We start from the raw sequence: 25,881 nt of genomic DNA, 5'->3' as shown, positions 1-25,881 counted from the left end.
AATACCGGGCACATGGTATCGCAAATGATTTCGGGCATCGAATATGAACCCAATGCCCCTAAACTGCGCCCTCCCCAGATAAATCGTATCCTCGATGTACAGGCCGCTCACTTGCACGCAGGCGACCCAACCGGGAAGAACCAGTAAGGAAAGGGAAAAAAGGAGGAGCGTGATCCATGACCTCGAGCGATACAGGACTTGTCGGCAGGCTGATGGAGCTGCCGATATTCGAAGCGGAATGGGTGCTTTGGCTGCTGTTTGCCCTCTCGCTTCTCTCCGTAGCCGTCATGCTGGAGCGGGCTTGGTTCTACCGTAGTCATGCGGTGGATGCCGACGCGCTGCGTGCTCGGCTCAGCCAGCTGCTGTCGCAGGGCGATATGGCGGCGGCGTCGCGCTTTCTTCAGGGCTACGACAGCCTGGAAACCAACACCGTGCTGTTCGGCCTGCGCGAGCACCACATGGGAGCCGATTCGGTCCAGGACCTCGTGGAGGGTGCCACCGCCACGGAAACGGAACGCTACCAGGCGCGGCTCGGGTTTCTGGCCACCGTCGGCAGCAACGCGCCCTTCATCGGGCTCTTCGGGACGGTCCTGGGCATCATCCAGGCCTTCTCCCAGCTTCAGTACGACCTCACCTCGGCCGGCCCCGGGCTCATGGGGGCCATCTCGGAAGCGCTGGTGGCTACGGGAGTGGGGTTGTTCGTCGCCATTCCCGCCGTGATCGCCTACAACTGGTTCGGGGGACAGGTTCAGTCACGCCTGGCCTCGAGCCAGCTGCTGGCCCGCACCCTGCTTTCTCACCTCAAGGCGGAACACGCAAACGGGCGGCAATCCCTGTCCGTGGAGCGCTGACATGGCCGGCCCCCTGGGTTCCCGAGGCCGCTTCATGGCCGACATCAACGTGACGCCCTTCGTGGACGTTGTGCTGGTACTGCTCGTGGTATTGATGGTCACTGCCGTGCAGATTGTGCGTGCCTCGATCGTGGTCGAGCTACCCAAGGCGGCGAGCGCCGGCAGCGCCGTCGCGTCGACCCTCAACATCGTGATCGAGGCCGACGGGCAGCTGCTCATCGACGGTCGCCAGGTAGATGGGCGCACGCTGGCGGACGAGGTACGGCGCCTCAAGGCCGCCGACCCCAAGCTGCAGGCGGTGATCGCCGCTGACAAACGCGTTGCCTACCAGCACGTCATGTCGGCCATCGACGTCGTCAAGAGCAACGGTGTGGCGAGCTTCGCCCTGGACATCCAGCGCAAGGCGAAAGGCCCCACTGTCCAGCAGCCGTAATCGCCTGCGGTCCCAAGCACGTGGTCACCGCTGCAGGACAGCAACCCATGTCAACCCATCGGCATCGTCTCGAAATGCGTAAGGCACGCCGCAAACGAACCGGGCGCGCCCTCAGCCCCGCTGATCGGGGTCCCGATCCGCTGCTGTCCGGAAAGCGGAAAAGCCGCATGCGCTCCGCGGGCGTAGCCGTCCTGCTGGCCGTTGCGCTCGGTGTCCACGTCGCGGTCGCGCTCGCGATCGCAGGCGTCAACCGCCTGCTGGACGACGGCGCCAAGCAGCTGCGCGAAGAGCGCATCAAGGTCGCGATAGTAGAACAAAAACCCCCTCCCCCTCCTCCCCCTGAGCCGAAGCCGAAACCAAAGCCAAAACCGGAGCAGCCAACACCCAAGCCGAAGCGCCGCCCCAAACCCAAGCCCCTGGTGCGCGAGCGACCCAGGCCACCACCACAGCCGACCCCGCCGGCGCCCTCACCTCCCCGGCGCATCGTCGGGCTGCGCTTCGAGTCCACCGTGCAGGCAGGCAAGGGACCGGGGTTCGCGGTTGGCAACACCCTGCTCGGCCAGACCGCAGGCACGGCCAGCGATCCGAAGCTGGCGAGAGCGGTACCGCCACCTGCACCGCGCGCAGCAGCTACGAACCGCCGGGCCAGCTATGTGGCGCAAAAGGGGGACAGCATCGAGCTTCCACGCTGGATCGGTCGCGTCAAACCCGAGTACCCCGAGCTGCTGCGCGCCCAGAACATCGAAGGGCAGGTGGTGCTCGAGGTGCGCATCGACAGGCGAGGTAGGGTCGTCGCCGTCAAGATCGTAAAGGCATCACCGCACGCCGAGTTCAACGCCAACGCGGTTGAAGCCGCCTACCGCCAGCGCTACACACCGGCACGCAAGAACGGAAAGCCTTTCGTCTATACGCTGGCGTACCCTGTGAAGTATCGACTCAACGACAAGGGCTAGGGCCAGGGACCCACGACACCAGGTGAACCATGCGCACGGGAGCACGACATTTAGGGGCGGTTGCGGCCATCTGCTTGGGCGTGTGGTGTGCCGGCTGCGAGCCGGATTTTGCGCCCTACAACGAGGTGCAAGGCCTGCGCGTCTTGGGGCTGCGGGCCGACCCGCCGGAGCTGCTGCCAGCTCGGTCTGCGGACCCAGGGACTGCTGCTCCCGAGGTCACGCAGCGGCCCGGACAAGCGAGCGTCGCAGTTAGCACCCTGACCGCGTTGGTCAGCGACGACCAAGCGTCCTACCGCTGGAGCTGGTGCCCGCTTGCGACTCCTGCCGGCAGCGACAGCGACTGCCCGATCGGTTCCGCCGAGCTCGACGCCTTGCGGGACGCACTGGGGCTCGATCAGGCCGCCCTGCCGCCGCTTGTGCTCGGCAACGAGCCGAGCGCGCAGTTCGCCTACGGTCTGGCGGAAGGTCAGCTGCAATGGATATGCGTACTGCTGCGGTCAGGGCTGCAGGCGTCGCTGGGCGGGAGCTCGCAGAACCTGCCCATTCCCGACTGTTCGGGCCGCGCGCTAAACGTCCGTATTCGACTGGAGGTCGAAAGCGCCACCGAGCGGGTCCGAGCCATCCGCGACCTTGCTCTGCTCTTCAGCCGCGACAGCGCTCCCAACCAGAACCCGAGGTTGATGCAGCTCCAGGTCGACCAAGGCGGGCGGCTCATGCCGCTCACCGGTGAGCCCGCCGTGGAGCTCGAACGCGGCGCCGAGCACCGGCTCGAGTTCGAGCTCGCACCCGAGAGCGTCGAGACCTACATCGGCGACAACGGTGACCCGCAACGCGAGGACCTCACAGCCACCTGGTTCACGGAGGGGGGCGAGTACGACCAAACGCGGACTTCGTTTCGGGAAGGCGAAACGAGCCTGGACAACCTGCGTTCCAACTCCTGGATCGCGCCCATGACGGCGGACTACCCGCGCGATACAGCCCGGCTGTGGGTCGTGCTGCGCGACGGGCGAGGTGGCGTGGACTGGCAGGAGCGCAGGGTCAGGTTGATCGCGCCATGATGGGGCTGCACACGGGCTCCACTGCGGCAGCAGGCCGAACGAGTTGGCGAGCCACGACGAAGCGAAGCGCAACGGGCTCGCTTGTCGTGGCAGCCGCCCTGGCGCTCGCGCTACCGGCTGCGCATGGACAGACTGCGCGCGGACAGACCGGACAAGCTGCGCAGCCGGAAACGGGCACTGCGGCGGCGGAACAGTCCGCCCAGCAGCCGCTGCTCGAGCCTCCGGTGCTGAAACGCGCCGCCGATGCGGTCTATCCCGAGAGGGCGCTGGCGGAGCGTGTTCAGGGCCGGGTGGTGCTCGAGCTCGAGATCGACGCCTCGGGCAGCGCCAGCGTGGTCGGCGTATCGCAGAGCTTGGCCGCGACCGAACAAGGCGTGGCCCTGCCCAAGGACAGCGACTACGGCTTCGAGCAGGCGGCACGCGAGGCAGCCGGCCGATTGCACTTCGAGCCCGCGCGCGAGAACGGAGTGCCCGTACCGGTTCGGATCGAGTACTCGTTCAACTTCGCCCTTCCGCCCCTGGCCGCCCCGCCGGCGGCCAGCGGCTCCGCCACGGCTGCCCCCGCGCGCTCGCCCGAGCCCCCACCCCCGAGGGCTCCGGTGGTCAACTTCGCGGGCGAGCTGCTCGAACGCGGAACGCGCAGCAAGCTCGTGGGTGTCCTGGTCAGCGTCACGCGAAAGGGAAGCCGGCCGCCCGAAGCCTACGAAGCCACTACGGACGCAAGCGGCCGTTTCAGATTCCGCGACCTAGCCCCTGGCATCTGGAAACTCCGCCTCGACGCCCAAGGCTACTACGCCCTCGACACCGAGGAACGCGTGAGCGCGGGCGAGCGCGTGGATGTGCGCTACTACGTGGAGCGCGGCTCCTACAACCCTTTCGAGGTGCTCGTGGAAGCCCCGCGCGCTCGCAAGGAGGTCAATCGTCGTAGCCTGTCGCGCGAGGAGATTCTCCGCGTACCGGGCACCCTGGGCGACCCTGTGCTCGTGGTCGAAAACCTTCCGGGGGTCGCGCGAGCGTTCGACGGGACCGGCGAGATCATCGTTCGGGGATCGGCTCCTGAAGACACGCGTATCTTCGTGGAGGGCATCGAGCTGCCGCTCGTGTACCACTTCGGCGGGCTCAAGAGCGTGCTGCCCGCCAGCATGCTCGAGAGCATCGACTTCTATCCCGGCAACTTCGGAGTGCAGTACGGGCGCGCACTCGGCGGTATCTTCGACGCACGGCTCAAGCGCCTCGAGCCCGACGGGGTGCACGGATCCCTGGACATCAGTTTGCTCGACACCGCGCTGTTCCTCGAAATGCCTCTGGGCGACAAGGCCGCCATCGCGCTGGGCGCACGCCGCAGCTACATCGACTTCGTGCTGAACGCGGCGATTCCGGACGATGCCCCCATCGGACTGATCACCGCGCCCCGCTACTACGACTACCAGGTGCTGGCGGTGTATCGCCCGGCACCGGCGCACGACCTGCGCTTCTTGTTCCTCGGATCGGACGACAGGCTCGAGTTGTTGTTCGCGGACGCCGCGGATGTCGTACCCCTCGCACAGAGCAATGGCGCGTCCTTCGCGACTCGTTTCAACCGAGCCATGCTGGAGTACCGCTACACGCCGGATCGGACGTTCTCGAATCATCTGCGCGTCGCGCTGGGCAAGGATGTCATCGACGTCCAAGGGCTTGGCATCTTCAAGCTCGATATTCGTCCCACCACGCTTCAGGTGCGCAACACCGCTGCCTTCACCTTGAGCCCCGCCGTGCGCGTCAATCTGGGCTTGGACGCGATCGCGAGCGTGACCGACGTCTTCGTGCTTGCCCCGAGCCCGCCGAGCGAAGGCTCGGGACCGCAGGACTTCGATCCTCGAACATCCAGGACCGCAAGCGAAGACAACGATATCGGCTTCAGCCTGGCTCCGTTTATCGAGGCCGAGCTGCAGGTGGGCCGCTTTCGACTCGTCCCTGGTCTGCGGCTCGATTACTTCGAGGCGGCCAGCGAGTTCAGCTTCGATCCGCGTCTTTTGGTTCGCTACGATTGGGATCGGTTTGCGCTCAAAGCCGGGGTAGCGGTCGTGCACCAAGAGCCTCAACCCTGGGAGTACTCACCCGAGTTCGGCAATCCCGACCTCAGACTGCAGGCGGGAGCTCAGTATTCGGTGGGCGTCGAAGCACGGCCCGTGGAGTACCTGCGCGCAGACTTCACGTTGTTCTACAAGTCCCTCTACCGGCTGGTGGGTCCCACAGACGCCGTCCGGGCCAGCAACGAGCAGCTCGTACCGCTCTACTTCGACAACAACCGCACCGGCCGCGTGTACGGTGCGGAGACGTTCATCGAGCACAAGTTTGCCAACAACTTCCGCGGCTGGCTCTCCTACACGCTGATGCGAGCCGAACGACTGGACGCCGGCTCGAACGACTACCGGCCGTTCGATTTCGATCAGACCCACATCTTCGCACTGGTCGCGTCCTACCGATTGCCCCGCAACTGGGAGCTCGGCCTGCGCTGGCGTATCGTCTCCGGCAATCCGTACACGCCGGTCGCTTATGGTGTGTACGTCCACGAGCGCGACGAATACGTGGCGGTTCCCGGAGCGCTCAACTCGGCCCGAGCGCCAAGCTTCCATCAAATGGACCTGCGCGTCGACAAGACCTGGGTCTACGACGTCTGGCGACTCTCGGCATACCTGAGCGTGATCAACGCCTACAACCGCAAGAACCCTCAAGGCATCGTCTACAACTACGATTTCAGCGACAGCGACGTGCAGGGCGGCTTGCCCATCATCCCCATCATCGGAGTCAAGGGCGAGTGGTAAGGGTTCGGGGCGCTGCCGGCTATGTTGCGCCTCCTCGAAATATCCCCAATATTCCTCGTCGTTGCGCCTTGCCAGCGGCGCCCGGCCCCCGGCGATACAGGCGAGTTATTCTTCCGCGGACCCCAAGGCTTGCATGCACGACATTGCACGCTGGAGCCTGATCGAGCTCTGCGAGCAGCTCAGCCGGCGCAAGCTCTCCGCCGTCGAGCTCATGCAAGCGGTGCTCGGCTGCATCGAGACCAAGAACGCCGAGGTCAACGCGCTCGTCGCCATGCGAGACCCGGATGCGCTTCTAAGCGAGGCGCGCCGGGCAGACACGCGCCTCACGAGCGGGCGCGCGCGCCCGCTCGAGGGGATTCCCTGCGGGGTCAAGGATCTCGAGGACGCGACAGGCTTGGTCACCTCGCACGGATCCAGGCTGTTCGGCAACGCGGTAGCACAACGAGACGAGATCCATGTGGCGCGGCTGCGCGCTGCCGGAGCGATTGTCGTCGGTAAGACGAACGTGCCCGAGTTCGGCACCAGCGCGCTCACGAAGAACCTGTTGCACGGAGTCACCCGCAGTCCCTGGAACCCGGAGCGAACACCCGGCGGCTCGAGCGGGGGCTCTGCCGCCGCCCTGGTGTCCGGCATGCTGCCGCTGGTCACGGCGAGCGACGCTGGCGGTTCGATTCGAATCCCGGCCGCCTGGTCCGGCGCTTTCGGTCTCAAGCCTTCACGCGGTCGCGTTCCCGTGGCCTCGCCCCGGATCTGGGACGCGAGTCAGGTGCTCGTCTGCGGCCCGTTGACCAAGACGGTGCAAGACGCTGCCCTGCTTGTCGACTTGCTGACCGGTCCTGCCCCCGAGGACCCGTCGTCGCTACCGCAGAGCGGCTATTCCTTTCTGGAGCGCACCCGCAACTGCGCGTTGCCGAAGCTGACGATCGGACTTTCCCTCGACCTCGGGCACGCGCAGGTGCAGGCCGAAATCGGCGCCGCGGTAGAGGCAAGCGCGCGCGTGTACGAGAGCCTTGGCCACGAAATCCGCACCATCACCGGGGGGCCGCCACCCGCGGGGGATGCCTGGATGAGCCTGGTCGCCTGGGAGCTGGCCGCCAAATTGCGCCGGCAGCTGCCTGCGGCGCGACCCCTGCTCGCCCGCTATCTGCAGCAGGCTCTGCGCCAGGCTCGGGAAATGGGCCCAACACGGTGGGGCGAAATCCAGGAGCGCCGGGCTGCGGTGCTCGCGTGGTGCGCCCGGACCTTTGCGGATGTGGACCTGCTCCTAACCCCCACCACCCCCTACGAGGCTCCCGCCGCAGGCGGTCCTTTCCCGGGCGAGCTCGACAGCTGGGCCCGCGATCCAAACGCCGCCGGCCTGTTCACGATTCCCTTCAGCCTGACCTGGAACCCAGGCGCGAGCGTGCGAGCAGGCATGACCGGGTCGGGCCTGCCCATTGGCATGCAGATCGTGGGACCGTTTCGCCGCGACGACGTGGTGTTGCAAGCCGCGCGCGCTTTCGAGCGCGAGCGCCCATGGCACCCCGACTGGCCGATCAGCTAGTTCGTGTCCGGTCCAAAACTCGCTCCCGTCGCCTGGCTTGCGGCGCGAAGCCGTCTGCCGCGCCGGCTCACGCTCGACCCTGCTCGATTCCAACCGCATGCGCTGCATTTCCTCGGTTCGCCAACACGCCATCCGACCCCGCGGCGCTGCGCCATGCTCGGTCCGGAGTTTCGGGACGGGCACTAGCTCATCCATGTCTGGCCGACACCTCAGCTCCTTTCCAGAATCGATGCCAGGGAGAGGACTTTTTTCGAGGACGTAAGCCGCCCTGGCGCGATTCTGGACAGGAACGGCTAGGTTCGGCGCGCGAGCACACGGTAGATCGGCAACCCATCCTGCTCGGCACGTCGCTCCCGGTTCGAGCGCGCTCCGTACGGGTTGACGTCAGGAGGCTGCTGTTGCAGGCAAAACCCAGGATGCACCCGCAGCCGTGCCGCGAGCTCGACGGCGCGTTCTTGTACGTCGGTCTGCACGAAGAGCTCGCCCGCGGGCTCCAGCAGCCTGGCCAGCTCTTGAACCAGGGTGTCGCCGAGCAGACGTCGCTTCAGGTGCCGCTTCTTCCACCACGGGTCGGGAAAGTGAACGAATGCGCGCCGGATGCACGCATCCGGTTCGAAGCGCGGCAACAGCTCCCTCGCGTCCCCGTGGAAAACGCGCACATTGTGCAGACGCTGCTCCCGCAAGCGGCAGGCTGCCACGCAGACCCACTTGGCTTTGAGCTCGATTCCGATCAGACCCCTGCTTCGGCACGCGCGCGCACGCTCCAGCAGGAAGCCTCCACGCCCGAAGCCAAGCTCGAGCTCGAGCTCCCTCACACCGCCAAGCAAGTCCGGAGCGCAGATCGCTCCCAAAGGCGCCTGCGGGGCGAGCGCAACGTAATTGGGGCGCCGCTGGCCAGCTTCGGACACGTGCGGGCTGGTAATCCCGCACGCCAGCCCAGTCAACTCCGCGCCGAACATCGAATCGCTCCAGGATCAGCGCCAATCCCTGGATTTTCTTGACCTTGGCGTGTAGCTTACGTATCCGGACCCTGAACATTCGGCTGTTTCTCTTCACTTGAGGAGGCCTCAGTGCCGGTCACGATTTTGGTGGCAGACGACAGCGCCACGATGCGTCGTGTGCTCGAGATGACATTCGCGGGCGAGGGCGATCGCGTTGTCACCGTTGAAAACGGCGCCGGTGCACTTACCAAGGCGCGCGAGCTGCAGCCCGACATCGTGCTCGCGGACGCTACCATGGATGGAATGGACGGCTATGAAGTTTCGCGGGCCATCAAGGCGGAGCTTGGCACTACGCCCGTCGTGGTGATGGCAAGCCAAAAGCGCCCCTTTGACCAGTCCAAGGGCAAGGAGTGCGCCGTGGATGGGCACATCGTCAAGCCCTTCGATACCCAATCGGTGATCGATCGGGTTCGCCAGCTGGCAGCCGCGGGGAGCACCGACGCCGTTGCAGCAACGCCGGCGGCAGCTGCGGCGCCCAAGCCTCCACCGTCCACAGCGGTGCGAGCTCGCACGGCAACCTTGGCGTACGCGCCTGGCCCGCCAGGCCCCCCGCCAACTCCGGGCGCGCGCCCGGCTCCCCCGCCACCCGCAGCGGCCGCCACGCCTCCTCCGACACCTTCGATTCGCAAGCCGGCGCCACCGAGCGCCGCCGAGGCTGCCTCGGCCGCCAGCGCAAACCTGGCGGAGCGGCTGAAGGCACTGGATCTGACCGCACACCAGATCCAGGCGGTGCTTGCGCTTTCGCGCGAAGTGGTCGAGCAGGTCGTATGGGAGGTGGTTCCGGACCTGGCCGAAACCATCATCCGCGAAGAAATCCGTCGTCTGACCAGCGGCTAGTACCCCAATCAAGCCCCCGTGCCGAGCCTGGGCGCGCATCGGTCACCGATTTCGAGCCGAACCACCCTGAATAGGCCGGCACCTGTCCCGTCCAAGAGCCGAGGAGGCCTCGTGGTCAGGTTCAACCAACGGCAAGTGGTACTGGCTCACAGCGTCGTCGCCGCGCTGCTGCTCCTGTCGCAGCTGCTGCTCGATCCCGCATCCGCACAGCAGGCGGGCGCCACCGAGTTCGTAAAGACCCGTCACGCGAGCTTGCAGAAGCTGCTGCGGGAAACGGGCAAGAGCGCAGCCGCTCGGGAAACACGAACGAAACGCCTCAACCGGGAGTTGCGGGAGCTGTTGGACTTCGAGGGCCTTTCGCGGCGCGCATTGGCCGATCATTGGGAAGGATTGAGCTCGGCACGCCGCAAGGGATTTGTCGCGCTGCTGCGGCGGCTCGTAGAGCGCAGCTACCAGAAGAGCCTGGAGGATACCCTGGACTATCGCGTGAGCTACACGGGAGAGGCCCGCGGGAGCGATGGCGTGGTGGTGCGTACCGTGGCGCGTTCCAAAACGAACCCGCGGGCTCCCGCCCTGGAGATCGAGTACTCACTAGCAACAAAGGCCGGCGCCTGGAGAGTGTTCGACATCACCACCGATGGCGTGAGCCTGGTGCGCAACTACCGCAGCCAGTTCAATCGGATCATTCGCAAAGACGGTTGGGACACCTTGGTAAAACGCATGCGCAAGCGTCTGGGCTCGACGGCGCCTTAGCTCCTTCCCGTTAGGCCTCGTGACTTGCTCGCAGCTCTCGCAGGCACTAGTACAACGGCCCAGCGCAGCTCTCAGGAACTCGCTCGAGACCAAGGAACGTAGCTGATGCGTCTGTACCGTGGCAAAGTCGAGCCAATAGCGCAGGAAACAATTCACAGCCTAGCCGAGGCGGGCCAGATCGAAGTAGACGACGAGGGCGAAGCCGTGCTCGATGTGGAGGCTGTATTGAAGGAGTATTTGCGTCTCGACCGCCAGATCGTCGAGGAGGCCAAGAACCGCATGGAAGTACGGGGTCTCGGTTACGGTCACCTGGGCAAGGTCAAGAACCAAGTGGCCAAGGAACGCGGCGCCCCCGGTCACGAAGAGATCCTGCCCTACCTGCTGGAGCAGATTCTGAACATCCTGTTCCATAGCGCGAACGTCGCCGAGATCTATGGAACCGACCCGGAGCTGCGTACCACGATCAAGACGATACTCAGCAAGCACATGGATGTAGAAACCGATCTCGATCGTGAGGTGCGTTCGAAAATCAAGAACCTCGAGGAGGGTACGGCCAGCTTCGAGGTGGAGTACGCGCGTGTCATGCAGCAAATCAAGAAGAGGAAACGGCTACAGTAGGACCGCGAAACCCGAGCTGTTGCCCCGTGGAAGCGACGAGTTGCCTCGTGACAGGCGGACTCGGGCCCGTTGCCGGCGACAACGATGCTGAGCATGACGGGATTTGGCAGCGGCTGCGCTGCGTCGGAGCAGGGCATGCTGGTTGTCGAGGCCAGGGCTGTCAACCACCGCTTTCTGGACGTGCGCGTACACGTGGGGGATGAGCTCGGAGCCTTCGCCGGTACGGCGGACGAAGTGGTCCGCCGCCACCTGGTTCGCGGCCGCATCGAGCTCAACGCCTCCCTCCAGGGCCCGAAAGTCGGGCGGCCGGCATTGCAGCGCGAGCACGCACGTGCTGCCTTCGGCGCGCTTTGCGAGCTACGAGACGAGCTGAGCCCGGATGAGCCGGTGCCGCTCTCGCTGCTCGCTGCGGTGCCCGGGTTGTTCGTTGTCCGCACCGTTGGTGATCCCGAGTCGGTCAGGCAGGCGCTGAGCCTTGCAACCGAGCGGGCATGCGGTGAATTGGTGGCGATGCGAATCAGGGAAGGCGGCCACCTGGCCGCGGAGCTTGAACGCCTTGCGCTACAAGCGCTTGCGTGTCTGCGCGCGATCGAGAGCCTGGCGGCCGGTCGCAGCGACGACTACCTGCAGGCCCTGCGAGCACGAGTGGCTCGCCTCCTTCAGGGAACTGACGTCGCGTTGGATCCCGCCCGCCTGGAACACGAAATCGTGCTCTTTGCCGACCGCAGCGACGTGACCGAGGAATTGGCTCGCTTTGCCAGTCACTGCAAGCAGTTTCGTGCGCTGCTTGGACCCGGGGACACACCTGTAGGCAAGCGTCTGGAATTCCTGCTTCAGGAGATGGTGCGCGAGATCAACACGGCCGGCGCCAAGCTAGCCAGCGCACAAGCCAGGGGACAGGTCGTGGAGCTCAAGCAAGCCCTGGAACGCATGCGCGAGCAGGTGCAGAACGTTCTTTGATCCCGTACAATTCGGCGCTTCATGAACGATCTACTGCTGCTCATCATCTCCTCGCCGTCGGGCGCGGGCAAGACCACGCTGACCAGGAACCTGCTCGACCATTTCCCCGAGCTTGGCTTTTCCGTCTCCTACACGACACGAAAGCCCCGCAGCCACGAGGTGGATGGCCAAGACTACCGTTTCGTGGACCCGGGGGAATTCCAGAGAATGATCGACGGCAACGAGTTCGCAGAGTGGGCGCAGGTGCACGGCTACCTGTATGGCACCAGCCTCGCGGAGATCGCGCGCTGCAGCGGGGCAGGCAAACGCGGCATCGTCTTTGACATCGACTACCAAGGGGCCAGACAGATCCGGGCCGCGCGACCCGATGCGGTGAGCGTGTTTGTGCTGCCGCCTTCGATGCCCGAGTTGAAGCGGCGGCTGCGCGACCGGGCGTCGGACGACGCCGCCACGATCGAGAGGCGCTTCCGCAATGCAGCCCGTGAGGTCGAGTACTACGGTCTGTTCGACTATCTCGTGGTCAACGACGACCTGGAAGCAGCCAAACAGACCTTGCGAAGCATCGTCACGGCCGAGCAGGCGCGTCGTTGGCGAATGGCGGCGCGTGCCGAACGCCTGCTGCAGACCGCATCCTAGACGGATGAGTAGCCTCTGCGTTCGGCGCTACGATCTCCTCCGGCGAACAACCACCCTTGCGTTGGCTGCGTCGTTGCTGATCGTTGGCGCGTCTAGGGCCGTTGCTCAGCCCAGCTCGGGTCGCCGCATCGACGTCAAGGGCGCGGTGCTCAGCATTTTGAACGCACGCAACCAGCCTATCGACCCCGCCCGAGGCGCCGTGGGCATCTCGCACCAAGTGGCCAACGCTCCCACGCTGGCGCGGGATTTCGCCTACGACAGCCACAGCCCGGATGCCGACAACCTGCGCATGCAGGTCCTCGATCCTGCGGCGAGGGGCCTTCGAGCCGAGGCCAAGCTGCAGAGCATCGATTCGAACGGTCGCGTTCGGGATGAGCTGATGCTCGTACTCAGGCGCCCGCGTCCCGGATCAGCCTTTCGCTCCAAATTCGTGCGACTGGTCGCAGATCGAATAGACAGGGAAGCCTCTGGCGTGGACCGCCAGCTCTTGCTGGTCGGATTGCGCGACCGGATCCGGCTCAGCTACCGCACGCACTCCCGCACGCTGTCTCACGAGGTTCGGGTTGGCCGCCCAGGGCACGACCACGGTCCGCTGGCAGCGCGGATGGTCCCGCTGCGGGTTCGCATCTTGCGCGCGGGAGCCGACGGTAGACCCGTTGTGGGCGGCAGCGAGTCTACGGGACTTGACATCGCACGCGAACAAATCGCGATCGCAAACGAGATTTGGCTGCAGTGCTTCGTCACGTTCGGAGCGCCGGAACTCGCCGATGTCCAGGTCGTAGACCCACCGCCGCCGGCGTTGCTTGCGGTGAGCAACGGCAACGGCCTGCCGGCGGCAGGCGGAGGACTCGTTCGTTTCACTGTGGCGGGCCGTCCGCTGCCTGCTGTCACCTCGGTGGCGGGGGCGACACCCACCCAGAGCGCGCTGCAGATCGCACGAGCCCTGCGCCTCATGGGTTTCCGGCCCAGGGTGACCGTCAATGCCCGCACCGAATTCGGAGCCGGGCCCACGGCCGACATCGTGGTGCGCCATGCGTCAAACCAACTTGCTCCAATAGCGCCCATGGCGGGCGTTGCCCTGACGACCGACGCACGCCAGTCGCTGACGATCGGAGCCGTGGATCTGAGCGATGGGCTCGACGAGTTCAACAACATGACCGCGGCAAGCGGCACCCTCGAGGAGCGCACGCTCATCAAGTTGCTCGCGGACGATGATCCGAGCACGATCGACGTGCTGATTGTAAACCGCTTCAGTCACGGCACGCGGCAAGGCGAGGCCTTTATCGAGGCCAGTCAAAGCTCGCTCGTCAACGTGGTCCTGCTGGACCGCAACGGCTTACGTCAACAGCGAACCGCGTGGACCCTGGCACATGAGCTCGGGCATGTGCTCTTGAACCAGCCGTTTCACCCGGACGACGTCGGACCCGACAGACCGTGGTTGCTCATGGACTCTGACAACAACCGCGGCAGCGTGGCCGGCCCAAAACGGATCCCACACCGGGAATGCCGGCGCGCCCTGGTAGAAAGCGGACCCGAGGCGCTGCCCGCGCTGATGAAGCCCTACTTCGAGCGCGCCCCGCACCCCTCCCGCCAAAACGCCAAGGCCCGCAGCGAGTGAAGACAGCGCTCGGCTCAGGGTTGCTCCAGCAGCAGCGATCGTGTGCCCGGGGCCACGTCCACCCGCTGATCCTGGACCTCACCCGGCCAACGCACGACAAAATGCGACAGGGTTGTATGAGCCGGCACCCCGAAGTGCAGCGGCAACAAGCTCTGCGAGTAGCGGGTCGAGTAGGCAGAGCCGTAGCGCTGCCGGTGTTTGCGACCGTCGGCGTAGTGGGCTGTCACCAGGGCACCCACTGGAGGCGTCCGGCCACTCGAGCGGATGGACACCATCACACCGCGCGCGGGCCGCAGATTTCGCGCGAACAAGCGTTGCCCGGGACCGGCCATGACGAGGTCCTGGCTACCGTTCTGGTCGAAGTCCGCAACGCACACGCCCGTGAAGCGACCGATCGCGAAGTCTTGATCCACGCGTTTGAAGCGTTTGCCGTCTTGGTTCAGCAACAGAAAGGACTCGATGCCCACGTGCAGGAGGTCGACGAAGCTATCTGCGTTAGCGTCCAGCGGCACCAAGCGGGCATGCCACATGTGATCGAGCTCCCAGGTTTGGGTCAGGTCGCGAAAGCTGCCGGAATCTTGCATGTAGAGCACGCTGGCTGCGCCGTTGACGAGCAGATCGAGCTCGCCGTTGTTGTCGAAGTCAACCAGGTGCATCGAATAGTCGATATAGTTTCCTTCCACTCGAACGTCCGGCATGGGGAACTCCAACCCCAGGTCCGTCCCGGGTACGCGCTCGAAGCGCTCGCCAGCGCGATTCCAATAGACTTGCAGCTGGCTCTGCTTCCACTTGTCTATGGCGATCATGTCCTCGAAGCCATCTCGGTCGAGGTCGAGCCAAGCGAACGATTCAGCGCCATGGCCGTCTAGCCCGAGAGCACCCGCTGCTTGAACGAAGCGCATCCGTCCCGCGGGATTCGGCTCGAGCTTCCACAGGTCGTTGGGCGTCGACTCGTTGCTGACGTAGAGCTCCAACCCGCCGTCGGCTTCGAGGTCGACCCAAGCCACCTGCCGGCCGCGCCCGATGCTTCCCGGCGAAGGGAAGCCCAACTCGAACAGGTGCGGCGTGCCGGTGTAGGTGAAGAAACGATCGTACTTGTTGCTGGTGCCCTGCATGGCCCCGCGAGTCAGGTAGAGCTCCGGCTCGGGGGAGCCCTCGATTTGGACCCATGCCATGCCATGTGGGTCGGGTTTGGTGAGCACTACGTGTCCCGACGCCACCTCGACTCGCTGTGGACCGACAAAAACCGGCAACGGGCTTCTCGTGCCGCCCGCGGTTGCCGCCCCAGGGCTCGTGCCCGAGGCACGGATCTCGAGGCGCGGCTCCGGTTTCAGCGTGCGCAGCCGGACGTCGCGCGTGCCCGGAAGTTCCAACTCGACCAGTAGCTCGGTCGGCTTCGTCAGGACGTATTCCCGTGCCTCGAGGCCTGAGGCCACGGTGAGCGGCGAGTTCGCAGTGATTTCGATGCGAATTCTCGACCCGCGCAGTCCCGTACCCGAGCCGCCAGCAGCAGGCGGAACGAAGTACAGATGCCAGTGCCCTCTGGCGCGATCGATGTCGTGCCACACATACAGACCCGAAACGTCGCCATTGATGGTCTTGGGCAGCTCCCCTTCATGCGCGAAGAATTCCGAAACGTGCACGCTGTCCCAAAGACCGGTCCGATCGTTGCCGCGCGGATTTGTCAGCACAAAGCGCCCGTCGACGTTTTCGAATAGCTCCATGCGCACCAGTTGATGCCAGTTGATCAGGAGATCGGGATCCCCGTCCAAATCCATGTCGGTCGCCAGCACCTCGAAAGGTAGGGGTTCCGGCGCCGGCGGTGCCTCGAACACGTCCCCCAGGTACTCGAAGTACGCCCCCGCGCCCGCAGTAGGCGGCGGGCAGGAATCCGGCATCCCCATCACACCCCGGACAGCGTCGCCTGGCGAGCACGGTTCGAACAGCGCCGAATTGTCGACGCACGAAACGCACGCAAACACTACGGCAAGGGAAAGGGTCCGCTTCATAGGCGCCTGCACCCGGCGGAATAATCGCACGGCGTCTCCCAATGGGCAAAACGCTCGCCCTGGCGCCCGTCTATGGCGGCGGTGCAAGCACAGGCCGTAGCCGCCGTGCGCAGGACATGCACGCGGTGCGCGGACCCGACCCGCATGATAGGCTTCGACTGCTCGCGGCAGCGGCCCTTCGGAGCCTGCGCAAGGTGAGACCATGAACGATCCCTTTTGTCCCGCATCCAGAAGGGCCTGGCTGACCCCGGTGATCGCGGCCACGGCCGTGCTGGTCGCCGCTGTCCTGGGCCTGTACGCCTCGGACTTGAAGTCTCAGCTAGCACTGACGACGAGCGAGCACACCAGGATTCGAGCCGAGCTTGTCAGCGCACGCAGACAGAACACCGAAGTGCAAGAGCGGCTCAGCCGGCTCGATGCACAGCTCGAGCAGGAAAAGAGCGCGCACGACGCCGCGGAGATGCGCGCGAGCGAAAGCGAGCTGAAGCTCAAGGACCAGGAAACCGAGCTTTCGGAGCTGCGCGAAGATCGCCACGAGGTGATGAAACAGCTCGCGGAGTTCAAGGCGCTAACGCGCCAGTTTCAGCGTATGATCGACAGCGGCAAGCTCGAGGTTGTTTTTCGGCGCGGCCGAATGGTCGTGAAGATGCCGGCCGCGGTGTTGTTCCCATCTGGAAGCGACGAGCTTTCCAAAGACGGGCGACAGGCCGTGCGACAGGTCGCGCGCGTGCTGCGACGCGACAAGACTCGGCGCTTCACGGTCGGCGGCCACACCGACACGGTCCCGATTCGCAACGAAGAATTCAAGAGCAACTGGGAGCTATCTACGGCCCGTGCGGTCACGGTCACCGAGGTCCTGATAGATTCCGGTATGCGTGCCCCCAACCTGGTGGCTGCAGGTTTCGCGCAATACGATCCTGTCGCCTCCAACAAGACCAAACGAGGACGTCACAGGAACCGCCGGATCGAGATCGTGCTGGAGCCCTACCTGAGAAAGCTCAGAGCCGTTGACAAACAGGACCGCACAAGCCGACATCGTGGCCGCCACGCGAAAAAGCGCCGTACGTAGTGCCCAGGGCACTAGATGGCGCTGACTGCCTTGGCAAGCTCTTTCGGTATGCTCACGGAGAGCTTGGCCACCGATCCGCTCATGGCGTCATTCGTACCATGGTAGGAATAGCGCGGCTAGCCGCGATCAACGCTCAGCTCTCAAGAGGCTTCCATTGTCGAAGCGGTAGCGCACAGGCCCATCCCGCCATGGAAGTAAGATGGGCAAGACTCCATCGCTGCCGTCTGGAGAATAGACGAAGCTCTGCTCGGACCAGCCGCGGGCCCGCCCCGGCGTTACCCGGATCTCGCAGCCTCGGCCGGTCGTTAGAAAGCGCACCTGGTTCTCGATCGATCGCATGCCCTGGCGATAGCGGAGTGGCAGGGCCATGAACCGCGCAGGTGACCGCCCATCGATGCGGTAGCCGACGAGTACATCGCGCTGCAGTTCGCCAAGGTGCTGGCGCACTCGCACCAGCACGTCTGCACGAGCGTCACCCGTCACGTCCCGTGCCGTCACGGCGAGCACATCCTCGGGCCGGTCCACTGGGAGCTCGATGTACACGTAACTGCGACCGCCACGAAAACCGGGCCCCGCCACCAAGAGCAGCGTGCCGAGCACTTGCACTTGCTCGGCGCGGGCATCCTCAGCCACGTTAGCCTGGATTGCGAAGCGCGGGGCCACTTCGGGTCCAAGGCCTCGCGTGCGCCGGAACAGCGCGACAACGGCGTCCAACTGTGCTGCCGGAGCACTCGCGCTCGCAGGCGCTTTGGGGCGTGGCGGCTGCTCGGGCCCGGCCGGACGCGCCGGCGCCTGGACGACGTTGTTCGCAATCTCGCGCCGTACGCTAAAGCGCGTCCGGTCCCACTGGTAGTCCCGCTGAATCACGAGACCCCAGGCCACCAGCACGGGTGCGTCGTCGCTCACGCGATCGAGGGGAACCAGCCGCGGGTCCGGACCCTGTGCGCGGCCTGCCCGCACGCGCACGATGGGTGGACGACGCCTGCCGCTGCCAAGGACCTCTACCGTCGCTTCGACGCGGCTGCTCGCACTGCGACGCATGGTCTCGAGGCTCAGAAGGGCTTGCGGGCCGGCCTCGGTGAAGCCTATACCCCGCCAAACCTCGCGCGAGCCAAAATCGGTCCGATGCCTGAAACGCAGCAAGAGCTCGCTGCGCCCGTCGCCGGTCAGGTCGCGAAGGCGAGCGGTTCGCACGTCGCTCTCCACTGCGATCGGCAGCTGCACATAGTCGTAGCTCTCGCCGTCCTTGTAGCCCTCCCCCGTGACCACCAGGTAGCGATCTACGACGATCACCCGCTCCGCTCGACCATCGCCGAACACATCGCCCCGCAGGTCGAATCTTGGCAGCGCAACAGGCCTCCCGATGCTCTCCAAAAACCCCTTGAGGTGCTGCTCGCTGCCGCCGCTCGGTAAGAGCCGAGGCAAGCGCCCCAGCTCCGTGCGTCGTTTGCGGGCTCTGACCCGCGACGACAAGCGGGCCGGCCCGCGGGGGTCGTCGATGTCGTGTAGCCTGACCTCTGCCCTGCTGCGCTGCCAGGTCGCTGACCGGGGAATCCTACGCCACGGGATCTGGGCCTCGAGCGTATAGCCCGATCCGTGTGAACGCTCCGCCTCGACGATCTTTACACCGTCAAGCGGCTTCGGTTGGCTACCTGGCCGTCCCAGGAAAGCCAGCGATGCCTGCCTCCCTGGGATGCCCGCGAACAACCACAGCTCGTAAGCGATATGGCCCTTTCGGTCGCCGGGGAATGCGAGCGTGATCACCACCGCATCCTCGCGTGGTCCGGGTCGGCGCGTTCGCACAAAGACATCGTCGGTGACCTCCAGCCCGACGTACAGCGCCCCGGCGTCGTAGCCCAGCGCATAGCGCAGCCAGCCGGCGCGGCGGTCGTTGCCCGACTCGGCAAACCCGTTCCGCTCCCAGTCTCGCAGCAGACCGTCGATCCTGAGCTGGCCGGGCTGGATTTCCGCTACCGGCAGCCCAACCCCTTCGTAGGCCGCCGCCTGAGACGACAGCACGAGCGCGGCGGCCGCGACGAGGATGGAAGCAGGTCTGGGGCTGGGCAAGAAGGACACTAACCCTCGAGCGGATGCTGTGCCTGCAAGGCCCTTGGCGAGGTGAGGCGCTGCAGCTCCGGGCGCAGGGCGAGTTGGCCGCACGCCGCAGCAACGCGATCCCCTCGCCGGCGCCGCACGAAAACGCGTAAACCGGCACTGCGCAGCTCGTTCTGGAAGCGTGCGATGCTGCCCTGATCAGGCGCACGCAGGCGGCTGCCCTCGACTGGGTTCATGGGTATTAGATTCACCCGCACCCGCATTCCGCGCAGCAGCCGGGCCAGGCGACGTGCATCCGACAGCGACGCGTTGGTCCCTTTGATGAGGGTGTACTCCACGGTCAGGTGACCACGCCTTGGCACCGGGTAAGAACGCATGGCCTCCACCAGCACCTCGATCGGATAGCGGCGATTGAGCGGCACCAGCCGAGAGCGTGTCTCATCGTCGGCTGCATGCAGGGAGACAGCCAACTGCACCCTGCCCTCGAAATCGCGCCCGAGACGCCTGATCTCCGGGGCCAAACCACTCGTGGATACGGTCATGGCGCGAAAGGGAAACGCCATCCCCTCGGGATGCGTCAGCAGCAGCAGGGCGCGAGCCAGGTTGCCGTAGTTGTGCAGCGGTTCTCCCATTCCCATGAAGACGAGCCCTCTAGGGCGGCGGGGCAAGACAACTTCGCCGCTTCGATTCCGATCCATCCCGCCCGACCCTGCACCCCGACGCCTGAGCCGCCCGCCTGACGCCCCTGCCGCCGGTGCACACAACACCTGTCCGAGGATCTCGGCTGCTGCAAGTTGCCGCTTGAGCCCAGACAAACCCGAAGCGCAGAAGACGCAGCCCATGGCGCAACCTACCTGCGATGACACGCACAGCGTCACTGCACCCGGACTGCCCGAAGCCGCGTGGGGCATCAGTACGCTTTCGATCGCTTGCCCGTCGTCGAGCCGAAACAGCAGCTTGCTCGTTTCGTCCTCACCGGCATGCGCGCGCTCAAGCGATAGCGGTGACTTGAGCCCCTGCTCGCGAAGCCGCTCGCGCACAGGCGGGGGCAAGTTGCTCATACGGTCGGGCTCGAAGATGCCCTTTCGATGAAGCCAGCCAAAGATCTGTTTGGCCCTGTATGCAGGCTGACCCCACTCGTGCATGAGGCGCTCCCACTCCTCGGGAAGGTACTCCAGCAACGAAGCGGGCGCCGGCAACGCGGATGCGACGAGCATGGCAATATCCTGTGCTACCACGTCGGCGCTGGCAAAACGCCCCGGCGCCGAGCGCGTCCTTGCAAAGCGCCTGGCCGCCAGTTAACGTCAACTGGCAGCATGTTCAGCAACGCTTCGAAGACCTCGGAGGCTGGCCCATGACCTCGCTTTCGGCAGTCGCAGCGGCTAACGCCGCGCATGAACCGGTTAGGGTCGTGACCGCGGCATCGCTTTTCGACGGCCACGACGCCGCGATCAATATCATGCGCCGCCTGCTGCAGTCCTCGGGCGCCGAGGTTATCCATCTCGGTCACGATCGCTCCGTGGACGATGTGGTCGAGGCGGCGATCGAGGAAGACGCACATGCCGTGGCCGTGTCGTCGTACCAGGGCGGCCACATGGAGTTCTTTCGCTACCTCGTAGATCGACTGCGCGATCAGCAGGCCGGCCACATTCGCGTGTACGGCGGCGGCGGTGGCACCATCCTGCCGAGTGAAATCGAGGAGCTTCAAGCTTACGGCGTCGCCCGCATATTCAGCCCGGAAGACGGCCGCACCATGGGCCTCAAGGGAATGATCCGGTCGATCCTCGATGACTGCGCCTCGAACCCCCGACCCGACCCCGCACCCGGCGCCGAGCCATCGGCAGCCGAGCCCCTGATCGTTGGTCGCCTGATCAGCTGGCTGGAGGCCCGAAGGGGACCCAACAAGGAGCTCGCCAAGCTGCGCGAACGCCTGCAGCGCCGAGCCGGCGCTCGACCTGCGCCCGTGGTTGGCCTCACTGGGCCTGGCGGCGCTGGAAAATCGAGCCTGCTCGATGAGCTCGTGCTGCGCTTCCGGCGCGACCTGCCCGATCGGAAGCTCGCGATCGTGCTCATCGACCCCAGTCGTCGCCGCTCGGGCGGAGCATTGCTTGGCGACCGGTTGCGCATGAATGCGATCCACGGGCGCCACGTGTACGTGCGCTCGCTCGCCACCCGCCAGGCACACCTTGCGCTCTCCGACGCCGCCCGCGATGCCGTGCTCGTGTTGCAGGCTTCCGGCTACGATCTGGTCGTGGTGGAAACCGCAGGTATCGGCCAAAGCGATTCCGAGATCATCGATCAGGCGGACCTGTCCCTGTACGTGATGACCCCCGAATACGGCGCTCCATCCCAACTCGAGAAGATCGACATGCTGGAGCTTGCCGACATGGTTGTCGTGAACAAGTGCGACCGGCAGGGAGCCGAGGACGCCCTGCGCGACGTTCGCAAACAGTGGAAGCGCAACCACGGGCAGCCGTCGCCGCCGGACGGCTCGATTCCGGTCTTCGGCTGCGTGGCGAGCCACTGGAACGACGCCGGCTTGGAGCGGATCTACAGCGCGCTCCGGCAGCGTCTGGCCGAGGCAGGATGGACCGGGTTCCGCCCGCCCGCGCTGCGCAGCGAGAGCGTGTCGCGGCCGGCCCCGAAGCTGATTCCCGACGACCGGGTGCGCTACCTGGCGGAGATCGCGGCCAGCGTGCGCGATTACCGGAAAAGGACTCGCGAACAGGCGGAGCACGCCTCGCAGGCGTACGGGCTGGAGCGCGCCATTTCGGCACTTGAACGCCTGGACACGGAGCCACCCATGGACGCGGAGCCACCCATGGACGCGGAGCCACCCATGGACGCGGAGCTCTTGCAGGCGCAGCGCACGCTCCGGCGCCCAGAGTCGAAGGGCGCGCCGCCCCGAACCGGGGACGCGGGCGGGAGCAAGGGTACCGCGTGCACGAATGCCGAGGCGACCGCGTTGCTGCGTCGCCGCTACGACTCCGCCTGCCGCAGGCTCGATAAAGACGTCCTCGAGCAGCTGCAAGACTGGCCGCAAACGCTGGAGCGCTATCAGACCGACGAGCAGACGTACAGGGTACGGAAGCGCACCCTCCGTGTGTCGAACAACGTCGAAACGCTGTCGCACTCCCAGCTGCCCAAGGTAGCGCTTCCACAGACCCGCGAATGGGGTGAGCTCGTGCGCTTCCTGCGCATGGAGAACCTGCCTGGACGCTTCCCTTTCACGGCGGGGGTCTTCCCTTTCAAGCGCGAAGGCGAGGAACCGGCCCGCATGTTTGCCGGCGAGGGAGGTCCCGAGCGCACGAACCGCCGCTTTCATTACCTTGCCCGGGGCCAGTCCGCCGCGCGCCTTTCCACCGCCTTCGACAGCGTGACCTTATACGGGTGCGATCCCCACCTGCGGCCGGACATCTACGGCAAGGTTGGCAACTCCGGCGTGTCGGTGTGTACCCTCGACGACGCCAAGAGGCTCTACTCCGGCTTTGATCTGTGCGACCCCAAGACCTCCGTGTCCATGACGATCAACGGTCCCGCACCGATGCTGCTGGCCTTCTTTCTCAACGCGGCCATCGACCAGCAGGTAGAAAGGCACCTGCGCAGCCAGGGCAAGCTGGAAGAGGCCCGCTCCCGCGCCGCGCAGGGCGCGAGCTTGCCGTCGTACCGGGGCGAGCTGCCGAAGCAGCACACCGGTCTCGGCCTTGGTCTTTTGGGCATAAGCGGGGATCAGGTGGTCGACCGGGAGACCTACGGGCGCATCAAGGCCGACGTGCTCAAACAAGTACGTGGCACCGTGCAAGCCGACATCCTCAAGGAAGATCAGGCGCAGAACACCTGCATCTTCTCCACCGATTTCGCGCTCAAGCTCATGGGCGACATGCAGGCCCACTTCGTCGAGCAAGGAGTCCGCAACTTCTACTCGGTCTCGGTCTCCGGCTACCACATCGCCGAAGCCGGAGCCAATCCGATCACCCAGCTCGCGCTCACCCTAGCCAACGGCTTCACCTACTGTGAGTACTACCTGGCCCGTGGAATGCCGGTCGATGGCTTCGCTCCCAACTTCTCGTTCTTCTTCAGCAACGGGCTCGACGCCGAGTACAACGTCATCGGCAGGGTGGCACGGCGCATCTGGTCCATCGCGATGCGCGACCGCTACGCCGCCTCCGAGCGCAGCCAGAAGCTCAAGTACCACGTGCAGACTTCGGGTCGTTCGCTGCACGCCCAGGAGATGGCCTTCAACGACATTCGAACCACGCTGCAAGCGCTGATGGCGCTGCAAGACCACTGCAACAGCCTGCACACGAACGCCTACGACGAAGCCGTGACCACGCCGACCGAGGAATCGGTGCGGCGCGCCCTCGCCATCCAGCTCATCATCCAGCGTGAGCTAGGGCTCGGCAAATGCGAAAACCCGTTGCAGGGCTCGTACGTGATCGAGCGGCTGACCGATACCGTGGAGGAGGCCGTGCTCGACGAGTTCGAACGGCTTTCCGCCCGAGGGGGGGTGCTCGGTGCGATGGAGACCCTGTACCAGCGCAGCAGGATCCAAGAGGAGAGCCTCTACTACGAGTCGCTCAAGCACAGCGGCGAGCTGCCGGTGATCGGAGTCAATACCTTCGAGGCCAAGAGCACGAGCACCGCACCTGCACGCCCCCGGGAGATCATGCGCTCGAGCGACGAGGAGAAACAGGCTCAGCTCGAGAACCTGAAGGCCTTTCACGGGCGGCACAGGAGCACCAGCGGCCCGGCGCTTGAGCGCCTGAAGTCCGTTGGGCGCACGGGCGACAACGTCTTTGGCGAACTGATGGAGACGGTCAAGCACGCCAGCCTGGGCCAGATCTCCGACGCGCTTTTCCAGATTGGCGGTCGCTATCGGCGCGCCATGTAGCCTGGGCCATTACGGCCGCCCGCCGAGACCAGCCGACAAGCCAGACCGAGGGCCTCGCCAGTCGACCCGGCTCCAGGGCGCCGAACCACCAGGGCGCCGAAGCGCGGAGACCGGTGTCTGATGGGCCCAAGTCTGATGGGCCCAAGCCAGGCAAAAAACTGTGCAAATTCAGGGCACCAAGACCTCCTGCCGTGTACGAATGCTTGCGATTGCGCGAGTTTCAGCCCATATTTCTATTGATACTAGATATATCCATGGAGGCTGTGGCCATGAGGGCTGGATTGCTCAGAACGCTGATCGTGCTCGGCTCGCTGGCGGCGTTGGCGGGCTGCTCCAACAACAAGTCGCGTTCGGCCGCCTCTGGCGTCGTGCCGGGCCCCCACATCACGCCCCCCGGTTCGGGCTGCGCGCCAGGTGATCCCCACTGCGGAACGCAGTGCGGAGGCATGTCGGCGACCCGCTGCGCTGCGGGTCTGTATTGCGGCCACGATGGCACGTGCACCAAGGACTGCCAGCAGGGCGCATCGTGTCTTGACGGGCAGCTGTGCCTGAGCAACGGCCGCTGCCCCGCACCGCTGCCCGGTACGGGTACCGGACACGTGGGAACCGGCACCGGGCAGGCCGTGGGCTTCGATGGCGGCGTGGTGGGCAGCCACGCACCGGCTGGGCCACCCGGCCAATGCCATGCGGTCGCCGTCAATGCAGAGCCGGTCACGCCGATCGTCGTCGCGATCGTGGACCAGAGCGGAAGCATGAGGGATCCGCTCGACGAGAACCTCGAGAATTCGGGGTCGCGCTGGGACATCCTGCGCAAGGAGCTCGTGGGCCCGTTGGCGTTGAACCCCAATCCGACCAACCACAGTCTCTTCAACGAGTTTCAGTATAACATCGAGTTCGCGCTGCAGATCTACACCGACGACTCGTCCTCGCCCCACTGCCCCGACTTGACCTGGATGCCGCCTGCCACGGGCCAGTACTTCGCTCTTCACAGCGAATACACCAGACACCAGCCGAGCGGTTCCACGCCGACCCGAGAGGCCATCACCGATTCCATCGACAAGATGCTCCAGCTTGGCCACGTGGGGCACGCGATCGGTCCCGACAGCCTCAAGCACCCCGTGATCTTCTTGCTGGCCACGGATGGCAAGCCACATCCCTGCCTGCGCCGGGCACCCACCTGCAACACGGCACCGGCCCTGGGACAGCTACCGGTACTACCCTTGCCGGGGGCTCCGTGCAAGTGCGGCCATCGGCCCGAGCAGATGCCACCCGGCTGCGCCAACGTCCAGGACCCCGATTTCGACGGCGTCGAGGCCGAGATCGAGCGTGCCTACTCGCTGGGCATTCAGACCTTTGTGATCGAGCTTGCAGGTCCCGGTGACCAGCAGCGCACCCAGCACCTGAAGCGTGTTGCGAACATCGGCTCCGGGCTACCGTCCGACTCGCCGATGCCGCTCAATTACTTCAACCCGCTGCGCGACGCCGCTTTGCACGCGGCCCTGCGTGCCATCATCGGAGGCGCGGTCACCTGTGAGATCAAGCTCGACGGCCAGGTCGTGTCGCCGAATCCCTGCGAAGGTACCGTGATACTCAACGGCCAGACGCTGCTGTGCAACGACCCGAACGGCTGGACCCTCACGACCCCGAGCACCGTGACAGTTCACGGCGCCGCTTGCGACACCCTGCAGCGAGGTGGTGCCCTTGTCGACGTCGAGTTCCCCTGCGGTGGAGTGATTCTGTTGTAGCGAGACTGTTCGCGGCACGGATCGGCTGCCGTGGCCGGTGATTGGCC

The 25,881-nt window shown here is 65.4% G+C and carries 19 protein-coding genes; 15 read left to right on the top strand and 4 right to left on the bottom strand.

All coding sequences use genetic code 11. The features are described from left to right. Window positions 1-176 precede the first annotated feature (176 nt). From MJD61_12145 to MJD61_12120, 6 genes are all read left to right on the top strand, one after another. Complete coding sequence (locus tag MJD61_12145) at window positions 177-851, top strand: MotA/TolQ/ExbB proton channel family protein (protein ID MCG8556020.1); 675 nt, start codon at window positions 177-179, stop codon at window positions 849-851. Between the two features lies 1 nt (window position 852). Next, window positions 853-1,284 carry a biopolymer transporter ExbD gene (locus MJD61_12140; protein ID MCG8556019.1) on the top strand — a complete coding sequence of 144 codons (432 nt, stop codon included), beginning with the start codon at window positions 853-855 and terminating at the stop codon, window positions 1,282-1,284. A 47-nt stretch (window positions 1,285-1,331) separates the two neighbouring features. Then, window positions 1,332-2,237, top strand: a complete 906-nt coding sequence (locus MJD61_12135) for an energy transducer TonB (GenBank protein MCG8556018.1) — start codon at window positions 1,332-1,334, stop codon at window positions 2,235-2,237. Window positions 2,238-2,266: 29 nt separating this feature from the next. Next, a complete protein-coding gene (locus MJD61_12130) occupies window positions 2,267-3,295 on the top strand; it encodes a hypothetical protein (protein MCG8556017.1) in 1,029 nt (342 codons plus the stop codon). Then, a complete protein-coding gene (locus MJD61_12125; protein MCG8556016.1) occupies window positions 3,292-6,099 on the top strand; it encodes a TonB family protein in 2,808 nt (935 codons plus the stop codon). The genes MJD61_12130 and MJD61_12125 overlap by 4 nt, the downstream gene beginning before the upstream one ends. A gap of 133 nt (window positions 6,100-6,232) precedes the next feature. Then, window positions 6,233-7,642: an amidase gene (locus MJD61_12120; protein MCG8556015.1), complete on the top strand. Its 1,410-nt coding sequence runs from the start codon at window positions 6,233-6,235 to the stop codon at window positions 7,640-7,642. A 293-nt stretch (window positions 7,643-7,935) separates the two neighbouring features. Here MJD61_12120 and trmB read toward each other — a convergent pair whose 3' ends face one another. Then, complete coding sequence (trmB, locus tag MJD61_12115) at window positions 7,936-8,601, bottom strand: tRNA (guanosine(46)-N7)-methyltransferase TrmB (GenBank protein ID MCG8556014.1); 666 nt, start codon at window positions 8,599-8,601, stop codon at window positions 7,936-7,938. A gap of 111 nt (window positions 8,602-8,712) precedes the next feature. On the opposite strand from trmB, the gene MJD61_12110 reads away from it, so the two are divergent. The 6 genes from MJD61_12110 to MJD61_12085 all read left to right on the top strand — a co-directional run bounded on the left by MJD61_12110 (window position 8,713) and on the right by MJD61_12085 (window position 14,065). Continuing rightward, window positions 8,713-9,480 (top strand): response regulator, encoded by a 768-nt coding sequence (locus MJD61_12110; GenBank protein MCG8556013.1) that lies wholly within the window; start codon window positions 8,713-8,715, stop codon window positions 9,478-9,480. A gap of 111 nt (window positions 9,481-9,591) precedes the next feature. After that, a complete protein-coding gene (locus tag MJD61_12105) occupies window positions 9,592-10,233 on the top strand; it encodes an ABC transporter substrate-binding protein (protein MCG8556012.1) in 642 nt (213 codons plus the stop codon). A gap of 105 nt (window positions 10,234-10,338) precedes the next feature. Next, window positions 10,339-10,851, top strand: a complete 513-nt coding sequence (locus MJD61_12100; GenBank protein ID MCG8556011.1) for a DUF507 family protein — start codon at window positions 10,339-10,341, stop codon at window positions 10,849-10,851. A 93-nt stretch (window positions 10,852-10,944) separates the two neighbouring features. Next, window positions 10,945-11,811 (top strand): DUF1732 domain-containing protein, encoded by an 867-nt coding sequence (locus tag MJD61_12095; protein ID MCG8556010.1) that lies wholly within the window; start codon window positions 10,945-10,947, stop codon window positions 11,809-11,811. A gap of 21 nt (window positions 11,812-11,832) precedes the next feature. Beyond that, window positions 11,833-12,447 (top strand): guanylate kinase, encoded by a 615-nt coding sequence (gmk, locus tag MJD61_12090; GenBank protein MCG8556009.1) that lies wholly within the window; start codon window positions 11,833-11,835, stop codon window positions 12,445-12,447. A 4-nt stretch (window positions 12,448-12,451) separates the two neighbouring features. Further along, window positions 12,452-14,065, top strand: a complete 1,614-nt coding sequence (locus MJD61_12085) for a hypothetical protein (GenBank protein MCG8556008.1) — start codon at window positions 12,452-12,454, stop codon at window positions 14,063-14,065. Window positions 14,066-14,079: 14 nt separating this feature from the next. On the opposite strand, the gene MJD61_12080 is transcribed toward MJD61_12085, so the two are convergent. Then, the gene (locus MJD61_12080) at window positions 14,080-16,074 is read right to left on the bottom strand and encodes a CRTAC1 family protein (protein MCG8556007.1); all 1,995 of its coding nucleotides are present in this window, start codon (window positions 16,072-16,074) and stop codon (window positions 14,080-14,082) included. A gap of 202 nt (window positions 16,075-16,276) precedes the next feature. On the opposite strand from MJD61_12080, the gene MJD61_12075 reads away from it, so the two are divergent. Beyond that, window positions 16,277-17,143: an OmpA family protein gene (locus MJD61_12075; GenBank protein MCG8556006.1), complete on the top strand. Its 867-nt coding sequence runs from the start codon at window positions 16,277-16,279 to the stop codon at window positions 17,141-17,143. A gap of 126 nt (window positions 17,144-17,269) precedes the next feature. On the opposite strand, the gene MJD61_12070 is transcribed toward MJD61_12075, so the two are convergent. Continuing rightward, entirely contained in the window at window positions 17,270-19,210 is a 1,941-nt protein-coding gene (locus MJD61_12070) for a hypothetical protein (GenBank protein MCG8556005.1), read from the bottom strand. Window positions 19,211-19,218: 8 nt separating this feature from the next. Then, window positions 19,219-20,415 carry a 23S rRNA (adenine(2503)-C(2))-methyltransferase RlmN gene (gene rlmN / locus MJD61_12065; GenBank protein MCG8556004.1) on the bottom strand — a complete coding sequence of 399 codons (1,197 nt, stop codon included), beginning with the start codon at window positions 20,413-20,415 and terminating at the stop codon, window positions 19,219-19,221. 137 nt (window positions 20,416-20,552) lie between these two features. Here rlmN and MJD61_12060 point away from each other — a divergent pair, with 137 nt between their 5' ends. After that, window positions 20,553-24,089, top strand: a complete 3,537-nt coding sequence (locus MJD61_12060; GenBank protein ID MCG8556003.1) for a methylmalonyl-CoA mutase family protein — start codon at window positions 20,553-20,555, stop codon at window positions 24,087-24,089. A gap of 269 nt (window positions 24,090-24,358) precedes the next feature. Next, the gene (locus MJD61_12055; GenBank protein ID MCG8556002.1) at window positions 24,359-25,834 is read left to right on the top strand and encodes a hypothetical protein; all 1,476 of its coding nucleotides are present in this window, start codon (window positions 24,359-24,361) and stop codon (window positions 25,832-25,834) included. Window positions 25,835-25,881: the final 47 nt, after the last annotated feature.

The organism is Pseudomonadota bacterium, from assembly GCA_022361155.1.
Lineage (GTDB): Bacteria > Myxococcota_A > Polyangia > Polyangiales > JAKSBK01 > JAKSBK01.
This window is presented reverse-complemented; position numbering and strand designations above follow the sequence as displayed.